Genomic DNA, 16,918 nt, shown 5'->3' with positions numbered 1-16,918 from the left:
ATTGTACTTGAACATCGCTGTCAGATCACCTGCTTGTCATAAAGGAAACCGCGGCTTGTTGTATAAGGTTAACGAAATATTTGAAACCATCCAGGGCGAAGGCAGCTTTACCGGTGTACCGGCAATATTTGTCCGGCTGCAAGGTTGTCCGGTGGGGTGCGCCTGGTGTGACACTAAACATACCTGGCAGGTTAACCCTGAACTGGAGGTTAGCCGGGACCAGGTCATGGCGAAAACAGCAGATACTGAGCAGTGGACGGCAGTAACAGCTGAGCAACTACTGACCTTGTTTAAAGCGGAAGCTTATCAGGCGAAGCATGTGGTGATTACCGGCGGTGAGCCCTGCATGTATGATTTAAATCCGCTTTGTAACACTTTGCACGACGCCGGCTATCAAACTCAGATTGAAACCAGCGGTACCTTTGAGATATTGGTTCCGGGCCAGAGTTGGGTAACGGTTTCACCTAAAATCAATATGAAAGGTGGTTACAAGGTATTACAGAGTGCGTTGGACCGGGCTGATGAAATAAAACATCCGGTGGCGATGGACAAACATATCGAGCAACTTTTACAGCTGTTGCAGGAGACTGATATCAGCAATAAGTTGATTTATCTGCAACCTATCAGCCAGCAGGTCAAAGCGACAGCGCTGGCAATTGCATATTGCAAGAAGCATAACTGGCGGTTGAGTGTGCAGGTTCATAAATATCTGGGTATCGAATAATTGTTTAAACTAGCCTGAACGAGTTAGCTGAATTGCAGCTCATGAATTATGCTCAAGCCAGTTTTGTAAGCTTTCCAGACAGATCATTGGGTCATGTTCAGCCGACAGCTTTTGTTTTAAACCGGGCTGCATTGGCATTAGCTCCAGCCAACGCGCCGCCAGCCAGCTTGCGTTGTCAATTTCAGGTTCAGGGTAAAGCTGTTGCAGCTGAGGGTATTCTGCCAGCAGGTGCAATAACGAATCAGCAAGGTCTGTATAGCGCTGGCAGCGCATGATTGCAGGCCAGTTAGTTAACTCTGCAACCTCCGCTACATTCAGGCCATCTTCTTCTTGCCAGCGTTTGTTAATTTCTACCCGCTTTACGCCTCTGACAGTTATTCCTAATAAACCATCAGGTAATTGCTCAAAATCTTCAATGACGACTTCCGTTGCCAGCGGCAGGATCCGATCACGATGCTGCTGGGAAACAAACGGATTGAGCAAAGCCATGGCAAAACTGCGTTTGCCCAGACCGGCCTCTTTTACCAGCCTGATATAGCGCTTTTCAAATACCCGCAACCGCATTTTACCGTCAGGTAAAATAAAGCTGCTTAAAGGGAATAACGCTAATTGTTTACTCATACTGCATTTCACTGAAATTCGTTATCTGACAATGTAAACAATACGGCCATTGCAGTTTTTCAGATCGGCGCCAGTCAAATATTTCTGGCGCGCCAGCGCACTGGCTATTTTAACAAATCATGTTAGATTTAAAGGGTAAGCTATTGCTATGTGCATTACTCAGAGGTGTAAATGTTGTTCATCCTCCGCCAGTGTCTAAAGCTGTTATCGTTGGCAGTTGTAATGGGTTGGAATGCCGCTGCCAGCGAAAGAAATATATTGCGGGCTGTGGTGAGTGACAGTAATACTCCCCCTTACGCCATTTTTGATGATGCTGGCAAGTTGAGTGCCGGTTTAAGTAAAGATATTCTTGATGCGTTGGCACTGGTGAGCCAGCTTGATATTCAGTATCTTGATTTACCCAGAGCGCGTATTGAGAGCTGGCTGGAGACGGGACAAGCAGATATTGCCTGTTTTCTTAATCCTGATTGGGTAACCGAGCCAGGCCTGTATTTCTGGAGCCCACCTTTATTTGCTACTCAACAGTTATTTATTCGCCGGGCAGACAGCCCGCCCATAACTGCGCTACCTGATTTGGCTGGCAAACGGGTGGGTACAACCCGGGGCTTCACTTACCCCGAGCTGGAGCAGGTGTTTGCCTTGGGCGATGTGATCCGCGATGATGCGCATTCATTGCAAAATAATCTGAAACGGCTTGAGCAAGGGCGGCTTGATGTAGTGATGAGTGTTGACTTGTCCTACTATTTTTTTATGAACAACGGCGGTTTAGGGGACTTTGGTGCTGATCCGATCTGGTCAGAAGCACCCTCAGTGTATTGTGCTATCAGCCGTTATGATCCGTTGCTGGCAACCCGGTTGTTGAGAGGCCTTAATCTGCTGGTGGATAATAAGTTTATTGGCCGGCAACTCCGCCGCTATAAAGGCGAAGCTGCCGAATAGTGTGCTGGCTAACTAGCGACGGGGATCGTCTTTAAGCCTGGGTATTTTCAAACCCAGCTCCATGCCACGATGGCGGGCATAATAGGTGCAGCCAATAAACATGATTGATGCCAGAATTAACTCAATAAGTGCCAAAAATTGATACATGCCGGTGCTAACCCATAAATTAGTCAAACTGTGCAGAAAGTAAATCATCACAATAAAATTAGCCCAGGCGAAAGTGTAAGCCTTGCCTTTTATAATGCCATACATTGGCAACCATAACGGCAACCACAGCAGGCCAGCACTGATCAGTTTATTACCTGTTAACTGATTGGCGCCGCCATAGGTAGCAGGAGCTAACCATAATAACCATAACGGGATCAGTAGCCACAGCCCCCAATATCCGGTTCGGGCTAATCGGAGATACATTTTAGTGCGCGGCGCCATTGCCAGCTCAGCGTTGTCATTCATTGTTTATCAAAACCTGCAGATTTTAAGGACATACTTAGTTGAGCCAGTCGCTTGCCAAAGGCGACCGCCAACCGTTGTTCATCGACACTTAGTTTGGTATTACCCTGTAAACCACTAACGTGCGTAGGGCCATAGGGCGTGCCACCAGTCTGGGTATTATGTAATTCAGGTTCAGCGTAAGGAATACCCATTAACACCATGCCATGGTGCAGTGGTGGTAACATCATACTTAATAAATTTGCTTCATTACCGCCGTGCATGCTGCCTGACGATGTAAAAACACCAGCAGCTTTATTTATTAATTCACCTTTTAACCAGATACTGCTGGTATTGTCCCAGAATGCTTTCGCCTCGGCGGCCATGTTGCCGAACCGCACCGGGCTGCCAAACGCCAGGCCATCACATTGACTTAAATCGCTGTTTGCCACCAGCGGATGACGGCTGGGCTGGTCTGGGTCAAAGCTGGCGATGCTGCGGATAACAGCGTTGGCACCGGTTTGGGCAATACCAATTGCAATTTTTTCAGCAAGTGCAGCCACGCTGCCATGTTTTGAATAATAAAGTACCAGTACAGTAGTGCTCATCAGAGAATGGCACTTATGTTGCTAAGTGGCCTGCCAATAGCTGCACGCTCACCGTTGATGACTATTGGCCTCTCTATCAGCTTTGGATGTGCCACCATTGCGTCAACCAGCTGGCGGTCAGTCAGAGCCTGATTCTCCAGCTGCAGCTTGCTATATTCAGCTTCTGTGGTGCGGAGTAGTTGCCGGGCTGGGATCTTGAGTTTTGCCAGAATAGCGCTTAACTCATCAGCGGTAGGGGGGGACTTCAGATACTCAATAACATTTAAGGGCTGAGTGTCATGTTGCCGCAGCAGCGCAAGCGCGTCACGGCTTTTTGAGCAGCGTGGATTGTGGTAAATAGTAATCATAATTTTTCCGTTAACTTTTTAAACTTGCTGAAATTCTAAACGAAAATTGCCGTCTGATGCTGTTAAAAACATTCCGGCTACATTTTTTTAAGCCGGTCGAACTCGGCTTGCAGTTGTTGTTTCTTTGCTTCAACCCGTCTGTTTTCCAGCCTGGAATTGTCACCGATGTGATTTAGCGCTTCGTTTAGATCATCAATAGCTTTCGGGTAATTTGCCAGTTGGTAATACAAATCTGCCCTGGCTTCATAATACTTAGGGTAGTCTTCCAGTTGCTTATAAGCATCTGATAATAAATCGTAAGCGAGAATATTGTCGCTTTTGTAATAGAGTAAATTACGAAGCAGGTGGATAGCCAGTCGATAGCTACCTGCTTTTACCGCAGCGTTGGCGTAATTAAGAGTCACTACCTGATTATTGGGTCTGATCAGGTATTCTTGTTCCAGCATTTCCAGCGCTTTGGTAAATTGATTCTGGCCCAGTAAAATATCAGTATATGCATCTACGTAATATAAGTTGTGTGGATCTTGCTGCAGTAAGTTTTCGATAATTTGCTGTGCTTCAGTAAACAGGTTGTTATCCAGTTTAGCCAGGGCCAAACCGTAAAGGTTAGCCTTGGTATTGCCTCCCGGCTGACTTAATCGTTGTTGGAAGATAGCCACAGTTTCTTTTGTGGGGTAATGATAGCGCGCCAGCACTCTGGTTTTGCTTAATATATAGTCCTGACTGTCAGGGATATAACGTTTCGGAAATTGCTCAGCCCGCAGCCGGGTGTCGCTTACCCTGGCTTGTGACAACGGATGAGTTTGCAAAAATGCCAATTGTTGATTAACAAAACGGCTTTGCTGGGTAAGCTTGTAAAAAAATTCAGGAACCGCGTAGGGATCAAAGCCAGCATCAGCCAGCACTTTCATGCCTATCCGGTCAGCTTCCTGTTCATTACCACGAGTAAAGTTGATGGCACTTTGCTGAGCTGCACCCTGGGTCGCCATCATAGCGGCCATGCCGGCCTCAGGGTTTACGGTTGCCAGCACAATGGCGCCCAGGATGGCCGCTAACGACATAGGCGCACGTTGGTTTTGCGCTTCAACAAAGCGGGCTATATGACGTTGGGTGACATGAGCAATTTCATGAGCCATTACTGAAGCGAACTCACTCTCAGATTCTGACAGTGCAAGTGTGCCGGTATGAGAAGCAATATTACCGCCTAAGGTCGCAAAAGCGTTGATATGTTTGTTATTTACCCAGTAAAACCTAAATGGAAACTTAACATCACTGGCGCGGGCAACTAAGCGGTTGCCGAGATCGTTAATATACTCATCAAGCAAGGGGTCGTACACCATTGGCAAGCTGCCACGGGTCTGGCGCATCAGGACATCACCAAGCTGTTTTTCTTTTTCAGGAGTGATAGTAGAAAACGCATTGCCACCAATATCTGGCAAGCCTGACTGAGCTGTTACCTGGCTGGTTATCAGACTGAAACTGGCCAGGCAACCGATTAAAAACTGCTGTGCTGCTTTATACGACATACTGCCCCGGTGATTGTATCAATAATGTGTCTATAGTTGTGTCAGATGCTGGCATTAACTGGATTATTGGTCTGTTAATTAACGATTTAGTTCAGTAGCAAGCAAGGTATTACAGCAGTCATTTTATCTGGCAGTCAATCTGACGCAGCGCAATCGACAAATTTACCGATAATTTAGCATAATCCGCAGTCAGTCTGACATATAAGCCACAAAATTTGTTGTAACTTCGTTATACTGACGCACTTCGTTGTTATTGCAAGTACAGGGTTGGAGCTGCGTTATGCTTGACTGGTTAAAAAAGTGGTACACCAATAAGTTTTCAGACCCTCAGGTAGTGACCTTATTTCTAACGCTGCTGTTGGGATTTTTGGCGATATATTGGCTGAGCGGCATGCTTGGGCCGGTATTGGTGGCAATTGCATTTGCATATTTGCTGGAGTGGCCGGTAGCGCGCTTAACCAGGCTGGGGTGTAGTCGTACTATCAGTACTGCAGTTGTTGTTGTAAGTTTTATTACAGTGATTACCCTGATTGTAATGTCAATTATCCCGGCTGCCTGGGCTCAGGGGCGCAATCTGGCGAAGGATTTACCCAGCATGATCGAATCGGGCAAGACTTATTTACTTGAGTTGCCAGCGATGTTTCCCGGTTTGGTCAGCGCTGAACAAATATACCTGATGATCCAGACAGCAGATGAGCGCCTGATGACTTTCAGCAGGGAAATTCTGTCGCTGTCACTGGCCTCAATTTTTGATGTGGTAGCCGTACTGATTTATCTGGTACTGGTGCCGGTGATGGTGTTTTTTATGCTGAAGGACAAAGAGTCATTAAGTAGCAGTTTTGTTGGGTTGCTGCCAAGCGAACGCAAACTGATCAGTCAGGTTTGGCATGAAATGAACGGTCAGATCATGAATTACATCCGGGGTAAGATCCTGGAAATCCTGATTGTCGGTGCCGTAAGCTTTGTGGTATTCACGCTTTTTGGCCTGAATTACGCATTATTACTCGCTGTTTGTGTTGGCTTTTCGGTGCTGGTTCCTTATATCGGTGCCGCTCTGGCGACTTTGCCCATCGCCTTGGTTGCACTGTTTCAGTGGGGCTTTACCGCAGAGTTTGGTTATCTTATGCTGGCATATGGCATTATTCAGGCCTTAGACGGTAATGTGCTGGTACCTTTGTTGTTTTCGGAAGTTGTTGATCTGAATCCGGTATTTATTATTATCGCCGTGCTGTTTTTTGGTGGTCTGTTTGGGTTCTGGGGCATCTTCTTTGCCATCCCTCTGGCCTCTTTGGTCAAAGCAACCATTAAGGCCTGGTCGAGCAGGGTCTATCCACACTCTGAGGCTGTTGCTGACAGTGCTGTTGAGTCATCTGTTAAATAAGCCGTTGTTTACCAATAATAACTGGCGCTGAGCCCGGCCGCTACCTCGCGGCCGGCGGCGGGCTCAAATGATCTGCCGTTGGCTTGATTTACTACCACAGCACCAACATAGTGTTTGTCGGTTATATTATTCAGGCTCAGCCACTGGCTGAACTGCCATTGCTGATATCGTTGCTGACTATTAATACTGGCGCTGAAATGAACTGCAGCCGGTGCGGCGTCACTATTGTTATCATTGGTAAATACCTTACTACGGTAGTGACTTTGTAACGTAACATGTATTGGCACTGTTAATAGCGGGGTAAAATGCCACTGCCAGTTCACCTCACTTGCGGCAACGCCAGGTAACTGCTTACCTGCTGCGGGGCCATCGTCGAACTCTGCCTGTAAAATATGTCCGGATAGCTCAGAGCGCCACTGCGTTGATAGTTGATAATGCCATTGAAATTCCAGACCAACTCTGCTGGTTTTACTGGCGTTGGCAAAACTGGTGCGTCCGCCGTCACTGCGCTGGGCGATAATTTCATTGTCAGTAGCAATATTAAACAAGCTGAAACTGGCGCGCTGCTGACTATTTTGCCATTTAACGCCGGTTTCCCATTGCTGATTGGTACTTGCATCCAGTTGCAGGTTAATTCCACCACCAACAGCACTGTATGCAAGTTCAGCCAGGGTAGGGGTTTCAAAGCCTTTGCCTGCGCTGGCAAACCATGCAAAATGTGGAGTCAACTGCCAGTTAACACCAGCTGCAAAAGCCTGCTGATAGTAATTGCGTTGGCCACTATCGTCGGGGTTATCGCCCTGAATGAAATAATCGGTTATCTGGTAAGCTAAATCAGTGTAGCGCCAGCCACCATGCCAGTTTATAGCTGCACTGGCCTGATAATTCAGGCGAATAAAACCGTCCAGGTTGCTGGCCCTGTTGTCTTCATCCCGGCGCAGCGCGCCCCGCTGGCCAAAGTCATTAATAAAGCCAAAGCGACGATCATCAGTCTGAACTGCACTGCCACCGATCACTGCGCTTACCTTGTTATGCAGAGCCAGCTGATACTGACCTTTCAGACCATGATATTGACGGTTAAGTAGCACTTCGCCACCGGCCGAAGTAATGGCTGAGCCAGGAAAGGCCAGACGCTGATTAATAGCACGCTCGCCCTGCCACAAAGCAAGCTGCAATGGGTTGCTTCCGTCACCGGTTAAACTGATACTGGTTTGGTGTTGTTTTACTGTTTTCTCGGTATCAAATAAGTTTGCTGCGGCAATGGTCTGGCGTGGGTTTTCGCGCCACTGGGCCGGGCTTAAACTAAGTGGATCCTGTAAATATGGGTCGTATGCCCAGTCATACCGTAGGTTTAACTGCAGGTTGTCTGATAATTGCCGTTGCCAGTTAAGTTGCAGCTGGTCTTTTGCTGCCCGTGAGTGCGGCCGGTAGCCTTCTGTTTTAAACTGTTTTGCTGCTAACTGCAGGCTTTGTTTATCGCCTACCACGGCAAGCTTAAGCTGTTGTTGCTGATGTTGTTCACTCAGGGCAACGCTGGTTGTCAGCTCACTCTGATTATATTGGCGGCTGCGCAGTGAAATTACCGCGCCGGCGCCGTTGCCGTAGAGCACGGCTAAAGGCCCCCGCAATACTTCTATGCTTTGTACATTGTCAAGTAACACACTGGCCAGCTGGCCCTGACCATCAGGTGCGCTGAGCGGAATGCCATCTTGTTGCAGGTAGATACCTCTTATACCAAAAGGACTGCGACTGCCAAAACCCCGGACACTCAAGCGGGTGTCCTGCGCAAAATTAGCTCTGCTGTCTGCTTGTAAACCAGCGATACCTTGCAACAACTGGGCACTGTCGAACAGCAAACCTGATTGCTCAGGCCAGGATATATCGACACTGGCCGGACTTTGCAGCCAGTTTTGAGCACTGCTGGTGGCACTGATCACAATTATTTCTACAGGCTCTTCAGCTTTTAGGGCTGCAGCATTAAAAATCGCCACCAGCGAGCTGGCGGTAAGTAGCATCTTAAAACGAGGCAAAAGAAATTATCCTGCTAGTTTTTTGGCGTTAAACGCAAAATCTGACCATTTTTCTGATCTGTTAATAAATATACGGCACCATCAGGTCCCTGACGCACATCACGAATCCGCTGGCCAATCATTATCCGTTCTTCATGAGTCACTTTTTCGTCACTAAGTTCCAGCCGGACCAGCTGACCAAATTTCAGCGAGCCTACCAACAGGTTTTGCTGCCAGGGTTTAAAAAGATCACCGGTATAAAATGCCATACCGCTAGGTGCAATCGATGGTACCCAATAGTGCAGTGGTTGTTCCATACCTTGCTGGTTGGTTTTGCCAATTTTTCCACCACCATATTCTTCGCCATAGGTAATTTCCGGCCAGCCGTAATTGTGGTCAGCCCGGGCGATATTAATTTCATCGCCGCCCTGAGGCCCATGTTCATGGGTCCACAATAGCTGGGTTTGCGGATGCAACGCTGCACCCTGAATATTGCGATGGCCATAAGACCAGACATCAGCCAGGGCGTTATCCTGCTGCAAGTAAGGGTTAGTAGCTGACGGGCTACCATCGGTTTTAACTCTCACTACTTTACCATGGTGGGTGTCGAGGGTTTGCGCATCGTCACGGCGCTGACCGCGGTCACCAAGGGTGATAAACAAATCGCCGTTGTCGGCAAATACTAAGCGGCCACCAAAGTGATGCCGGCTGGCAAACTTTGGTTGGGCACTGAAAATAACCTGCAAGTTGGTAATGGCGTTATCGGTAAGGGTGGCTCTGGCTACTGCGGTGCTGCTGCCATCGTCACCAGGTTCGTTATAGCTGAAAAAAATCTGATTGTTCGTGGCAAATTGTGGATGGAGAATAATATCCAGCAATCCACCCTGGCCAGCAACGGTGATGTCTGGCAAGCCCGTTAAGGGTTCGCTCAGGCTGCCATCAGCATTGACATACCGCAACCGGCCAGCCCGCTCAGTTACCAGCATTTTGCCATCTGCTAAAAACGCCAGGCCCCAGGGATGCTCCAGACCTTCGCTGACAACGTCGAGTTGGATGGTCGCTTTTTCAGATTTAATCTCGGTAGTTTGTGCAGCCAAACCTGTGCACCAGCTTAGTAGTGCAATACTGCCTAACAATGTTTTAATCAGCTTATTCATAACATCTCCTGTAAGGTTTTGTTTATCCTAGCCGTTACGCCGGCATTTGACATACAGACAGGTCAGAATGGCCGGTTGGCACGACAAATGTCGTTTTACTACGACCTTAATTGTCTTGCAGGTAATCCAATACCACCTGATGATGGTCTTTTGTTTTAAATTTATCAAAAACATGGGCAATGCTACCGTCCTGATTTACCAGGAAGCTTAAGCGATGTAATCCATCGTAAACCTTGCCCATAAATTTCTTAGTACCCCACACCCCGAACTGGTCGGCAACCTGATGATCTTCATCACCCAGCAGGGTGAAATTTAGCTGGTCGCGCTCAGCAAACTTTGCCAGCCGGGCTGGGGAGTCAATACTGATACCTACTACTTTTACGCTATGTTCAGCAAGCTGAGCCTGACTGTCGCGCAAACCGCAGGCCTGAACAGTGCAACCCGGGGTCATGGCTTTCGGGTAAAAGTACAGCAGCACTCTGCTGTCTTTGAGTAAGTCGTTTAAGTTAACTGGCTGGTTGTGTTGATCTGGTAGGGTAAAGTCTGGCGCTTGCTGGCCCGGGGTTAATGTTTGCATGGTAGCTCCTTATTTTTGAAAATGTACTGGTTAACTGTCAGCCTGCCTTATTGCAACAGGTTTATCTGACACTGAAGGTGCCATTAAGGTTGAGTTCGCTTAGCAGTGTCATTACCTCAGATTCGATGGCTGCAGGTTTAACACCTTCAGGGATCTCCAGCGTCATCTGGCTATGCAACAGCACGTTATTGTTTTCATCTGAAGTGGTTGCTGATTGCAAAGAGCCAATATAAATATTGTGGCTCGCCATCAAGCCAGTAATTGCACCCAGGGTTCCAACCCGATCAGGACCTGAATACTCCAATACGTAATGAACAACGACCTGAGTACGGGGCCGGGCAGTTGTACGTTTAGTCATAGTAGTCAGATCAAGTTCCAGGCCGAGCGCAGGAATAAGATATTCAATCTTGCTAATGGCGGCCTGATCCCCCTGGATCAGCATGATAAAGGTAAACTCGTTGCCAAATACTGCCATTCGACTGTCGATAATATTGGCATTGTAATCGGTTACCAGCCGTGCCAGCTTACTGACGATACCTGTACGGTCGGCACCAATAGCGGTAATTACCAGTTGTTGAGACATATAACTCCAACCAAAACATTTCGAAATAAAAAGTGATTCTGAACAGGCTAATAAGCTTAACATAAGCAGGTTGGGCTAACTATTGGCATTATCAGTTTCGCGTCTTGTGTTTGTCTGCTGCACTCTTTAACATAGGCCGCCTTATTATTGCCCGAGTTTATGGTGAAGTTTGTGAGCGTGATGTTCAGTGGAAGTTTTGTTGCCTTAGTAACCCCTATGCTGCCGGATGGCACAATCGATTATAAAGGGCTGGAGCATCTGATTGGCTTTCATTTACAACAAGGTACTGATGGTCTGGTTATCATGGGTACCACTGCAGAAGCCGCGACCATTAGTTTTGCCGAACAGCTTGATGTGATGGCCCGGGTGGTAAGTCAGGTAAGTGGCCAGATCCCAGTGTTGGCAGGCAATGGTACTAATGCTACCAGCGAAGGGGTTAGTCGCACACGCGAGCTTGATAAGCTGGCGATAGACGGCTTTCTTACTGTCACGCCGTTCTACAATAAGCCAATGCAAAAGGGTATGTTGGCGCATTTTCAACAGGTAGCAGCAGCGACAACCAAGCCAGTGTTACTCTACAACGTGCCAGGCCGGACCGGGGTGGACTTGCTTCCCGAAACGGTTGCAGCACTGGCGTTAACAGATAATATTGTTGGCATAAAAGAAGCGACGGGCTCACTTAACCGACTTACTGAACTGCAACAGCGCTGTCCTGCCGATTTTGCGTTGTTAAGTGGCGATGATGCCACCAGTTTAGGGTTTATGCAGGCCGGTGGTCATGGAGTTATCTCGGTTACTGCCAACGTTGCTCCGGCTTTAATGGCCCGGCTCTGTAAGTTAGCCCTGGCAACGCAATATACAGAGGCTAAAGCGTTGGATGAGCAATTGCAGGCCTTACATCATCAGCTTTTTATAGAATCTAACCCTATTCCTACCAAATGGGCGCTGCAGCGAATGGGATTAATTAACTCAGATTTTATGCGTTTGCCACTGACCCAGCTGGAACCAATTCATCATGGGATAATCGAACAGGCATTGCAACAAGCTGGTTTGCTGGCTTAGTGTCTGGATTTTTTATTGAATAATTTAATCTGGTTGTTAAAGCCCGGATTTTATGGAAATACTTTCTCAGGAGTAGTACAGGTGCATTATTGGAAAAAGAGTTGTATCACTGTGTCGTTGGCAACCGTTTTATTGAGCGGTTGTTCATTATTTAAAGATGACCCCGACAGCCGTGCGCAACGTCAGCAAGTGAACCTGGACATTCCAGCCGACTTGGCAACGCCTCGTCAGCCGGGTAAATATGATATTCCGCAAAGTGAAAATTTGATTGCTGAGGTAGCAGATAAATCACCGGTACTCGTGCTGGCTACCGCATCCAGTAGCCGGATAACTGATGAAGCTGAAAAACTGGCCAGAGTGATGTTCGAAAGAAACGACTTAACCGGAGACTTAATTCCGTTCTTAACCACCCAAATTGCTAATTACTTTGCTGCTGAAAATATTGATATCAATGCAACTGGCAGTGACAACCTGAGTTTAGAATCAGGCTGGATTAAAAACTACCGCAGTGAAGGTTTCTGGTTTTGGAAGGATGAACAGCAGGTAGACGAAGCCCGTTATGCTATTAATATTGAACCGCGACCACATGGCCGCACGGCAACAGTTACAGTCACGTTGCTGGAGCATAGGTATTTTGATAAGCAAGCTCAGTTAAACAAGGCCGCGGCTCGAGATAGCGAAGTGGCATTACTCAATGGTTTAATTAATCAGGTGGCAATAGCTGAAATTGAGACCGCCATCGCCAATCGGGACCGGATACCGGAGGTAGGATTTGAGCCTGGTCTTAACAGTGAGGGCGAGCCGGCGTTTATTACCCAGCAATCAATAGATGTTACCTGGTCGCAGTTAGAGCCAGTATTTGAACAACTTAACTTTACCGTTAATGATATTAACCGTTCAGCGTTTACTTACTATGTCAGTTATAGCAAACCTGGCCGTGGTATGTGGTCAACCCTGCTGGGGCAGGAACCGCCGCCGGTATTACCTATCGCAGACAGTGACTATCAAATTGTTCTGCAGCGCAGTGCTGCAGGTACCGTAATAAACCTGTTAAACAAAGACGGTAAGCCGTTAGCTGCTGATACTATAGTTGCGGCCTATCAGCCATTCGTGGCGGCAATCCGTGCTGCTAAAGTGGAACTTTAGGTACTACACCGAAAAAGTGATTTGCTAACAGCATAAAGATCTTTATACTTTCGCCTGATTTTTTCGCCAGGCGATCGGAGTGAATAATGGTTCAAAAAACAACAGAATTGTACCGCGGTAAGGCAAAGACAGTTTATAACACGTCTGATGAAAACTTACTTGTGCTTCACTTTCGCAATGACACCTCAGCGTTTGACGGCGAGCGTATTGAACAACTTGATCGCAAAGGCATGATAAACAATAAGTTTAATTTTTTTATCATGCAGAAACTTGAGCAGGCAGGGATTCCTACTCAAGTTGAAGCCTTGCTGGCTGACGATGAAGTACTGGTGAAAAAGCTGGCGATGATTCCGGTAGAGTGTGTAGTGCGCAACTATGCTGCCGGCTCACTGGTTCGCCGGTTGGGGGTAACTGAAGGAATTGCACTTAGCCCGGCAACATTTGAGTTATTTCTGAAAAACGACGCCTTGCATGATCCTATGGTAAACGAATCTTTAGCTGAGTCGTTTGGCTGGGCTACTGCTGAGCAATTAGCTGAAATGAAACGTTTAACCTTTAAAGCAAACGACGTATTACAGGCACTGTTTGATGATGCCGGTATGTTGCTAGTGGATTTCAAGCTGGAATTTGGGTTGTTTAATGGCCAGGTTGTGCTTGGAGATGAGTTCTCTCCGGACGGTTGCCGGCTGTGGGATAAGGCAACCCGCAAGAAACTTGACAAAGATCGCTTCCGGCAGGGACTTGGCGGGGTTGTTGAGGCCTACGAAGAAGTCGCCAACCGGCTTGGTGTAAAGTTAGACTAAGTCTGCATTAAAGCCACCGAAAGGTGGCTTTGTTGTGTTATACAACAATCATATTCTGTTACAACGATAAGTGAGGAGTTCAGATGGCGCAACAGATGCAATCCTTTAAGCTGTTGCTGGCAGCCTTGCTGGTCCTGTTCAGCAATCTGGTGAGCGCTATTGAGGTTGATAACTTATATGTTGCCGATGTTAGTGCTGATCAAAGCCAGCGCCAATGGCAAAGTAATGCCCTTGCTCAGGTTATTACCCGATTGACGGGGATTACCGACCTCTCCGAATACCCTGCTATTGCCCGTGAGCTTGATAAAGCCAGTAAATATGTTAAGCAATTTGAATCATTTCGCCGCAATGGTTCAAGCCGTTTAAAAGTGTTACTTGATGCCAGTTTGATTAACGTTGTATTACAACAGCAGGGTATTGCTATCTGGGGTGCTCACCGTCCTGAAATATTAGTATGGATTGTCCGGCAACAGGCATCTGAACGCCTTTTTCTGCGCCAGCCAGACAATGAACTGGTGCAGATGCTGTTGCTGAGTCTGAGTGAAAATGGTATTCCGGTAACCCTGCCACTTTATGATATTGATGATTTATTGCAACTTTCAGAAACAGATGTCTGGGCCGGTTTCTGGCAACCCATTACCCAGGCAAGTGCCCGTTACCGGCCTGATATGATCATGACCGTAGCATTTGATGAGATTACTCAGGATGGCGAAAGGCTGTTGCGTTTGACCTGGCAGCGGCAGAGTCCGGTGCCAGGTACTAATCAGAACAGAATCATTCGCAACGAAGTTACCGCGGCAGATATGCCAAAACTGGTAGCGGCATTCAGTGCGTCATTGACCCGTGATCTGGCGTCAGAGCAGGCTGTGCTGCTAAACCCAGAGCAGATAACGTATCAGCTGGCAGTTGAAAATCTGCAGAGCCTGGCTGATGTGGTGGCCGTAGAGCGGCTATTAAATCGTGTGCTTGGAGTAGCCGCGGTAACACTAAGCGAATTTTCAGAGAATGAAGCGCGTTTTGCTGTAGATTTACAAATAGAACTTGCTCAGCTGAACCGCATTTTGCAGTGGGAGCCCGCATTAACCCTGGCTGATAACGGACTAAGTACAAAAACCGCTGTTGCAATTAGCGATCGGCTTGAACCTGCTGTTCAGCTGCATCCGGTATCGCTGGCCGATGCCAGATACATGTTTCTCAGACGTTAAATGCAACCACTGCAATATACGTTGGCGGTAACGCTGCCAGAGGATGAAACACTTGATAGCTTTTATGCTGCAGGTCAGACCGAAGCTGTTAGTGTGGTAAAGCACTACCTGCAAAATCCTGCTGGCCAGCCACCGCTGTATTTATTTGGTGCCAGTGGCAGTGGTAAGTCGCATTTGCTGTACGCATCGTGTATTTATGCGCAGGAACATGGTTTAACCAGCCAGCTGTTGGCTCTGCAGGATTATCAGCAGCTAAGCCCGCGTTTGCTGGATGATCTGGAACAACTGGATGTTGTTTGTCTGGACAATATTCAGGCAATAGCTGTTGATTTGAGCTGGCAAATAGCGGTGTTTGATTTATACAACCGGATGGTTGAACAGGGTAAAGCTTTAATTATCGTTGCTAATCAGACGCCGTCGCAACTGGGCTTTAAGTTAGCCGATATGGTGTCCAGGCTGCATGCCTGCCAAAGTTTGCAACTACGATTATTAACAGATGACGATAAACAGAAACTATTACAACAAAAAGCGTATCAGCGGGGCATGGAATTGGGTGATGATGTTGCCCGTTTTTTGCTAAACCGCTATGAACGTGACATCCGCTCGCTGGTCGCAATTTTAGACCAGCTCGATAAAGCCTCAATTATCCATCAACGTAAGTTAACCATTCCTTTTATTAAATCTATTCTTGTTTAGCCACTTATCGGTGTTTTTTGCCGAAAAAAGCCGGTCAGCTACTGCGTTTTAACCGCTATTTTGGTGTATCATTAGCGGTTTTAATCTGACTGACTATCTTGGCTGCTTTGAGGACAAAGATGAATCTGACTGCGATATTAGACAATGCACTGCAAGCTGTTACCGCTGCACCAGACATAGCGGCACTGGAAGAGGTTAGGGTAACCTTTATGGGGAAAAAAGGCAGTATAACTGATCTGCTGAAATCATTAGGGGCTATGGATCCTGAGCAGCGCAAAATTGCTGGCCAGCAAATCAATGAACTAAAGCAGCAAGTTCAGGACGCGCTGAATCAAAAGCGGGATCAACTGCAACAGGCTCAGTTGGCTGCTAAATTGGCGCAGGAGCAGATTGATGTGACCTTGCCAGGCCGTAAATTGGATGACGGTGGCCTGCATCCGGTTACCCGCACCATTGCCCGGATTGAGAGTTTTTTTACCGAATTAGGTTTTGCTGTTAAACACGGCCCGGAAATCGAAGATGATTTTCACAACTTTGATGCGTTAAATATTCCTGAGCATCACCCGGCGCGGGCTGATCATGATACTTTTTATTTTAACCCTAAGCTGATGTTGCGCACCCAGACTTCGGGTGTGCAAATCCGCACCATGGAGCAACAACAACCGCCACTGCGGATTATTTCGCCAGGGCGGGTATACCGCAACGACTACGATCAGACCCATACCCCGATGTTTCATCAGGTAGAGGGGTTAATGGTTGATAAAAATGTCAGTTTTACTGAGCTCAAAGGTATTTTGCATGACTTTTTGCAGAATTTCTTTGAAGAGGACTTGCAGGTAAGGTTCAGACCGTCCTTCTTTCCATTTACTGAGCCTTCGGCAGAGGTCGATGTGATGGGTAAAAACGGTAAATGGCTGGAAGTGTTGGGTTGTGGCATGGTGCATCCAAACGTGCTGCGCTCAGTCGGGATTGATCCTGAGGTGTACAGTGGTTTTGCTTTTGGTATGGGTGTGGAACGGCTGACAATGCTGCGCTACGGCGTGACCGATCTCAGATCCTTTTTCGAAAACGATTTACGCTTTTTAAAGCAGTTCAGGTAAGCGGA

General features: G+C 47.4%; 18 protein-coding genes. 9 read left to right on the top strand and 9 right to left on the bottom strand.

Annotation, left to right across the window (positions count from 1 at the left end; all coding sequences use genetic code 11):
- The first annotated feature begins 55 nt into the window (after positions 1-55).
- Complete coding sequence (queE, locus tag H141_RS0113225; protein ID WP_019676757.1) at positions 56-724, top strand: 7-carboxy-7-deazaguanine synthase QueE; 669 nt, start codon at positions 56-58, stop codon at positions 722-724.
- Positions 725-763: 39 nt separating this feature from the next.
- Here the strand turns inward: queE and H141_RS0113220 are convergent, their stop codons facing one another.
- The gene (locus H141_RS0113220) at positions 764-1,345 is read right to left on the bottom strand and encodes an LON peptidase substrate-binding domain-containing protein (RefSeq protein ID WP_019676756.1); all 582 of its coding nucleotides are present in this window, start codon (positions 1,343-1,345) and stop codon (positions 764-766) included.
- A gap of 171 nt (positions 1,346-1,516) precedes the next feature.
- Between H141_RS0113220 and H141_RS0113215 the strand changes: the two genes are divergently transcribed.
- The gene (locus tag H141_RS0113215) at positions 1,517-2,284 is read left to right on the top strand and encodes a substrate-binding periplasmic protein (RefSeq protein ID WP_157610918.1); all 768 of its coding nucleotides are present in this window, start codon (positions 1,517-1,519) and stop codon (positions 2,282-2,284) included.
- 12 nt (positions 2,285-2,296) lie between these two features.
- Here H141_RS0113215 and H141_RS0113210 read toward each other — a convergent pair whose 3' ends face one another.
- The 4 genes from H141_RS0113210 to bepA all read right to left on the bottom strand — a co-directional run bounded on the left by H141_RS0113210 (position 2,297) and on the right by bepA (position 5,194).
- A complete protein-coding gene (locus tag H141_RS0113210) occupies positions 2,297-2,737 on the bottom strand; it encodes a DUF2069 domain-containing protein (protein ID WP_019676754.1) in 441 nt (146 codons plus the stop codon).
- Complete coding sequence (gene wrbA / locus H141_RS0113205; RefSeq protein WP_019676753.1) at positions 2,734-3,321, bottom strand: NAD(P)H:quinone oxidoreductase; 588 nt, start codon at positions 3,319-3,321, stop codon at positions 2,734-2,736. The genes H141_RS0113210 and wrbA overlap by 4 nt, the downstream gene beginning before the upstream one ends.
- Positions 3,321-3,668 (bottom strand): arsenate reductase (glutaredoxin), encoded by a 348-nt coding sequence (gene arsC / locus H141_RS0113200; RefSeq protein WP_019676752.1) that lies wholly within the window; start codon positions 3,666-3,668, stop codon positions 3,321-3,323. The genes wrbA and arsC overlap by 1 nt, the downstream gene beginning before the upstream one ends.
- A gap of 77 nt (positions 3,669-3,745) precedes the next feature.
- Positions 3,746-5,194 (bottom strand): beta-barrel assembly-enhancing protease, encoded by a 1,449-nt coding sequence (bepA, locus tag H141_RS0113195; RefSeq protein ID WP_019676751.1) that lies wholly within the window; start codon positions 5,192-5,194, stop codon positions 3,746-3,748.
- Positions 5,195-5,474: 280 nt separating this feature from the next.
- Here bepA and H141_RS0113190 point away from each other — a divergent pair, with 280 nt between their 5' ends.
- Complete coding sequence (locus H141_RS0113190; protein ID WP_019676750.1) at positions 5,475-6,575, top strand: AI-2E family transporter; 1,101 nt, start codon at positions 5,475-5,477, stop codon at positions 6,573-6,575.
- Between the two features lie 8 nt (positions 6,576-6,583).
- On the opposite strand, the gene H141_RS0113185 is transcribed toward H141_RS0113190, so the two are convergent.
- From H141_RS0113185 to H141_RS0113170, 4 genes are all read right to left on the bottom strand, one after another.
- Positions 6,584-8,605, bottom strand: a complete 2,022-nt coding sequence (locus H141_RS0113185) for a TonB-dependent receptor family protein (protein ID WP_205620392.1) — start codon at positions 8,603-8,605, stop codon at positions 6,584-6,586.
- A 14-nt stretch (positions 8,606-8,619) separates the two neighbouring features.
- On the bottom strand, positions 8,620-9,741 hold the full coding sequence (locus H141_RS0113180; protein WP_019676748.1) for a PQQ-dependent sugar dehydrogenase: 1,122 nt from the start codon (positions 9,739-9,741) through the stop codon (positions 8,620-8,622).
- 106 nt (positions 9,742-9,847) lie between these two features.
- Positions 9,848-10,318 carry a thioredoxin-dependent thiol peroxidase gene (bcp, locus tag H141_RS0113175; protein WP_019676747.1) on the bottom strand — a complete coding sequence of 157 codons (471 nt, stop codon included), beginning with the start codon at positions 10,316-10,318 and terminating at the stop codon, positions 9,848-9,850.
- Between the two features lie 61 nt (positions 10,319-10,379).
- Positions 10,380-10,901, bottom strand: coding sequence for a glycine cleavage system transcriptional repressor (locus H141_RS0113170; RefSeq protein WP_026349451.1), 522 nt, complete (start codon positions 10,899-10,901; stop codon positions 10,380-10,382).
- Between the two features lie 180 nt (positions 10,902-11,081).
- Between H141_RS0113170 and dapA the strand changes: the two genes are divergently transcribed.
- The 6 genes from dapA (at position 11,082) to pheS (ending at position 16,913) form a co-directional block, all read left to right on the top strand.
- Positions 11,082-11,963, top strand: a complete 882-nt coding sequence (gene dapA / locus H141_RS0113165) for a 4-hydroxy-tetrahydrodipicolinate synthase (RefSeq protein WP_019676745.1) — start codon at positions 11,082-11,084, stop codon at positions 11,961-11,963.
- 81 nt (positions 11,964-12,044) lie between these two features.
- Complete coding sequence (bamC, locus tag H141_RS0113160; RefSeq protein WP_033425535.1) at positions 12,045-13,109, top strand: outer membrane protein assembly factor BamC; 1,065 nt, start codon at positions 12,045-12,047, stop codon at positions 13,107-13,109.
- Positions 13,110-13,192: 83 nt separating this feature from the next.
- A complete protein-coding gene (gene purC, locus H141_RS0113155) occupies positions 13,193-13,912 on the top strand; it encodes a phosphoribosylaminoimidazolesuccinocarboxamide synthase (protein ID WP_276202894.1) in 720 nt (239 codons plus the stop codon).
- An 83-nt stretch (positions 13,913-13,995) separates the two neighbouring features.
- Positions 13,996-15,117, top strand: coding sequence for a DUF2066 domain-containing protein (locus H141_RS20265; protein WP_019676742.1), 1,122 nt, complete (start codon positions 13,996-13,998; stop codon positions 15,115-15,117).
- Complete coding sequence (gene hda, locus H141_RS0113145) at positions 15,118-15,813, top strand: DnaA regulatory inactivator Hda (RefSeq protein ID WP_019676741.1); 696 nt, start codon at positions 15,118-15,120, stop codon at positions 15,811-15,813.
- Positions 15,814-15,932: 119 nt separating this feature from the next.
- Entirely contained in the window at positions 15,933-16,913 is a 981-nt protein-coding gene (gene pheS, locus H141_RS0113140; protein ID WP_019676740.1) for a phenylalanine--tRNA ligase subunit alpha, read from the top strand.
- Positions 16,914-16,918: the final 5 nt, after the last annotated feature.

The organism is Arsukibacterium perlucidum DSM 18276 (assembly GCF_000382165.1).
GTDB lineage: Bacteria > Pseudomonadota > Gammaproteobacteria > Enterobacterales > Alteromonadaceae > Alishewanella > Alishewanella perlucidum.
Note: the sequence above shows the minus strand (reverse complement) of the source record. Positions and strands in the feature narration are given on the sequence as shown.

Excerpts from the sequence above, each read along its gene's own strand:
- bcp (WP_019676747.1), bottom strand. The coding sequence starts at position 10,318 with ATGCAAACATTAACCCCGGGCCAGCAAGCGCCAGACTTTACCCTACCA.
- H141_RS0113190 (WP_019676750.1), top strand. The coding sequence starts at position 5,475 with ATGCTTGACTGGTTAAAAAAGTGGTACACCAATAAGTTTTCAGACCCT.
- H141_RS0113210 (WP_019676754.1), bottom strand. The coding sequence starts at position 2,737 with ATGAATGACAACGCTGAGCTGGCAATGGCGCCGCGCACTAAAATGTAT.
- dapA (WP_019676745.1), top strand. The coding sequence starts at position 11,082 with ATGTTCAGTGGAAGTTTTGTTGCCTTAGTAACCCCTATGCTGCCGGAT.
- H141_RS20265 (WP_019676742.1), top strand. The coding sequence starts at position 13,996 with ATGGCGCAACAGATGCAATCCTTTAAGCTGTTGCTGGCAGCCTTGCTG.
- H141_RS0113170 (WP_026349451.1), bottom strand. The coding sequence starts at position 10,901 with ATGTCTCAACAACTGGTAATTACCGCTATTGGTGCCGACCGTACAGGT.
- H141_RS0113215 (WP_157610918.1), top strand. The coding sequence starts at position 1,517 with ATGTTGTTCATCCTCCGCCAGTGTCTAAAGCTGTTATCGTTGGCAGTT.
- hda (WP_019676741.1), top strand. The coding sequence starts at position 15,118 with ATGCAACCACTGCAATATACGTTGGCGGTAACGCTGCCAGAGGATGAA.
- pheS (WP_019676740.1), top strand. The coding sequence starts at position 15,933 with ATGAATCTGACTGCGATATTAGACAATGCACTGCAAGCTGTTACCGCT.
- H141_RS0113180 (WP_019676748.1), bottom strand. The coding sequence starts at position 9,741 with ATGAATAAGCTGATTAAAACATTGTTAGGCAGTATTGCACTACTAAGC.
- wrbA (WP_019676753.1), bottom strand. The coding sequence starts at position 3,321 with ATGAGCACTACTGTACTGGTACTTTATTATTCAAAACATGGCAGCGTG.
- H141_RS0113220 (WP_019676756.1), bottom strand. The coding sequence starts at position 1,345 with ATGAGTAAACAATTAGCGTTATTCCCTTTAAGCAGCTTTATTTTACCT.
- bepA (WP_019676751.1), bottom strand. The coding sequence starts at position 5,194 with ATGTCGTATAAAGCAGCACAGCAGTTTTTAATCGGTTGCCTGGCCAGT.
- arsC (WP_019676752.1), bottom strand. The coding sequence starts at position 3,668 with ATGATTACTATTTACCACAATCCACGCTGCTCAAAAAGCCGTGACGCG.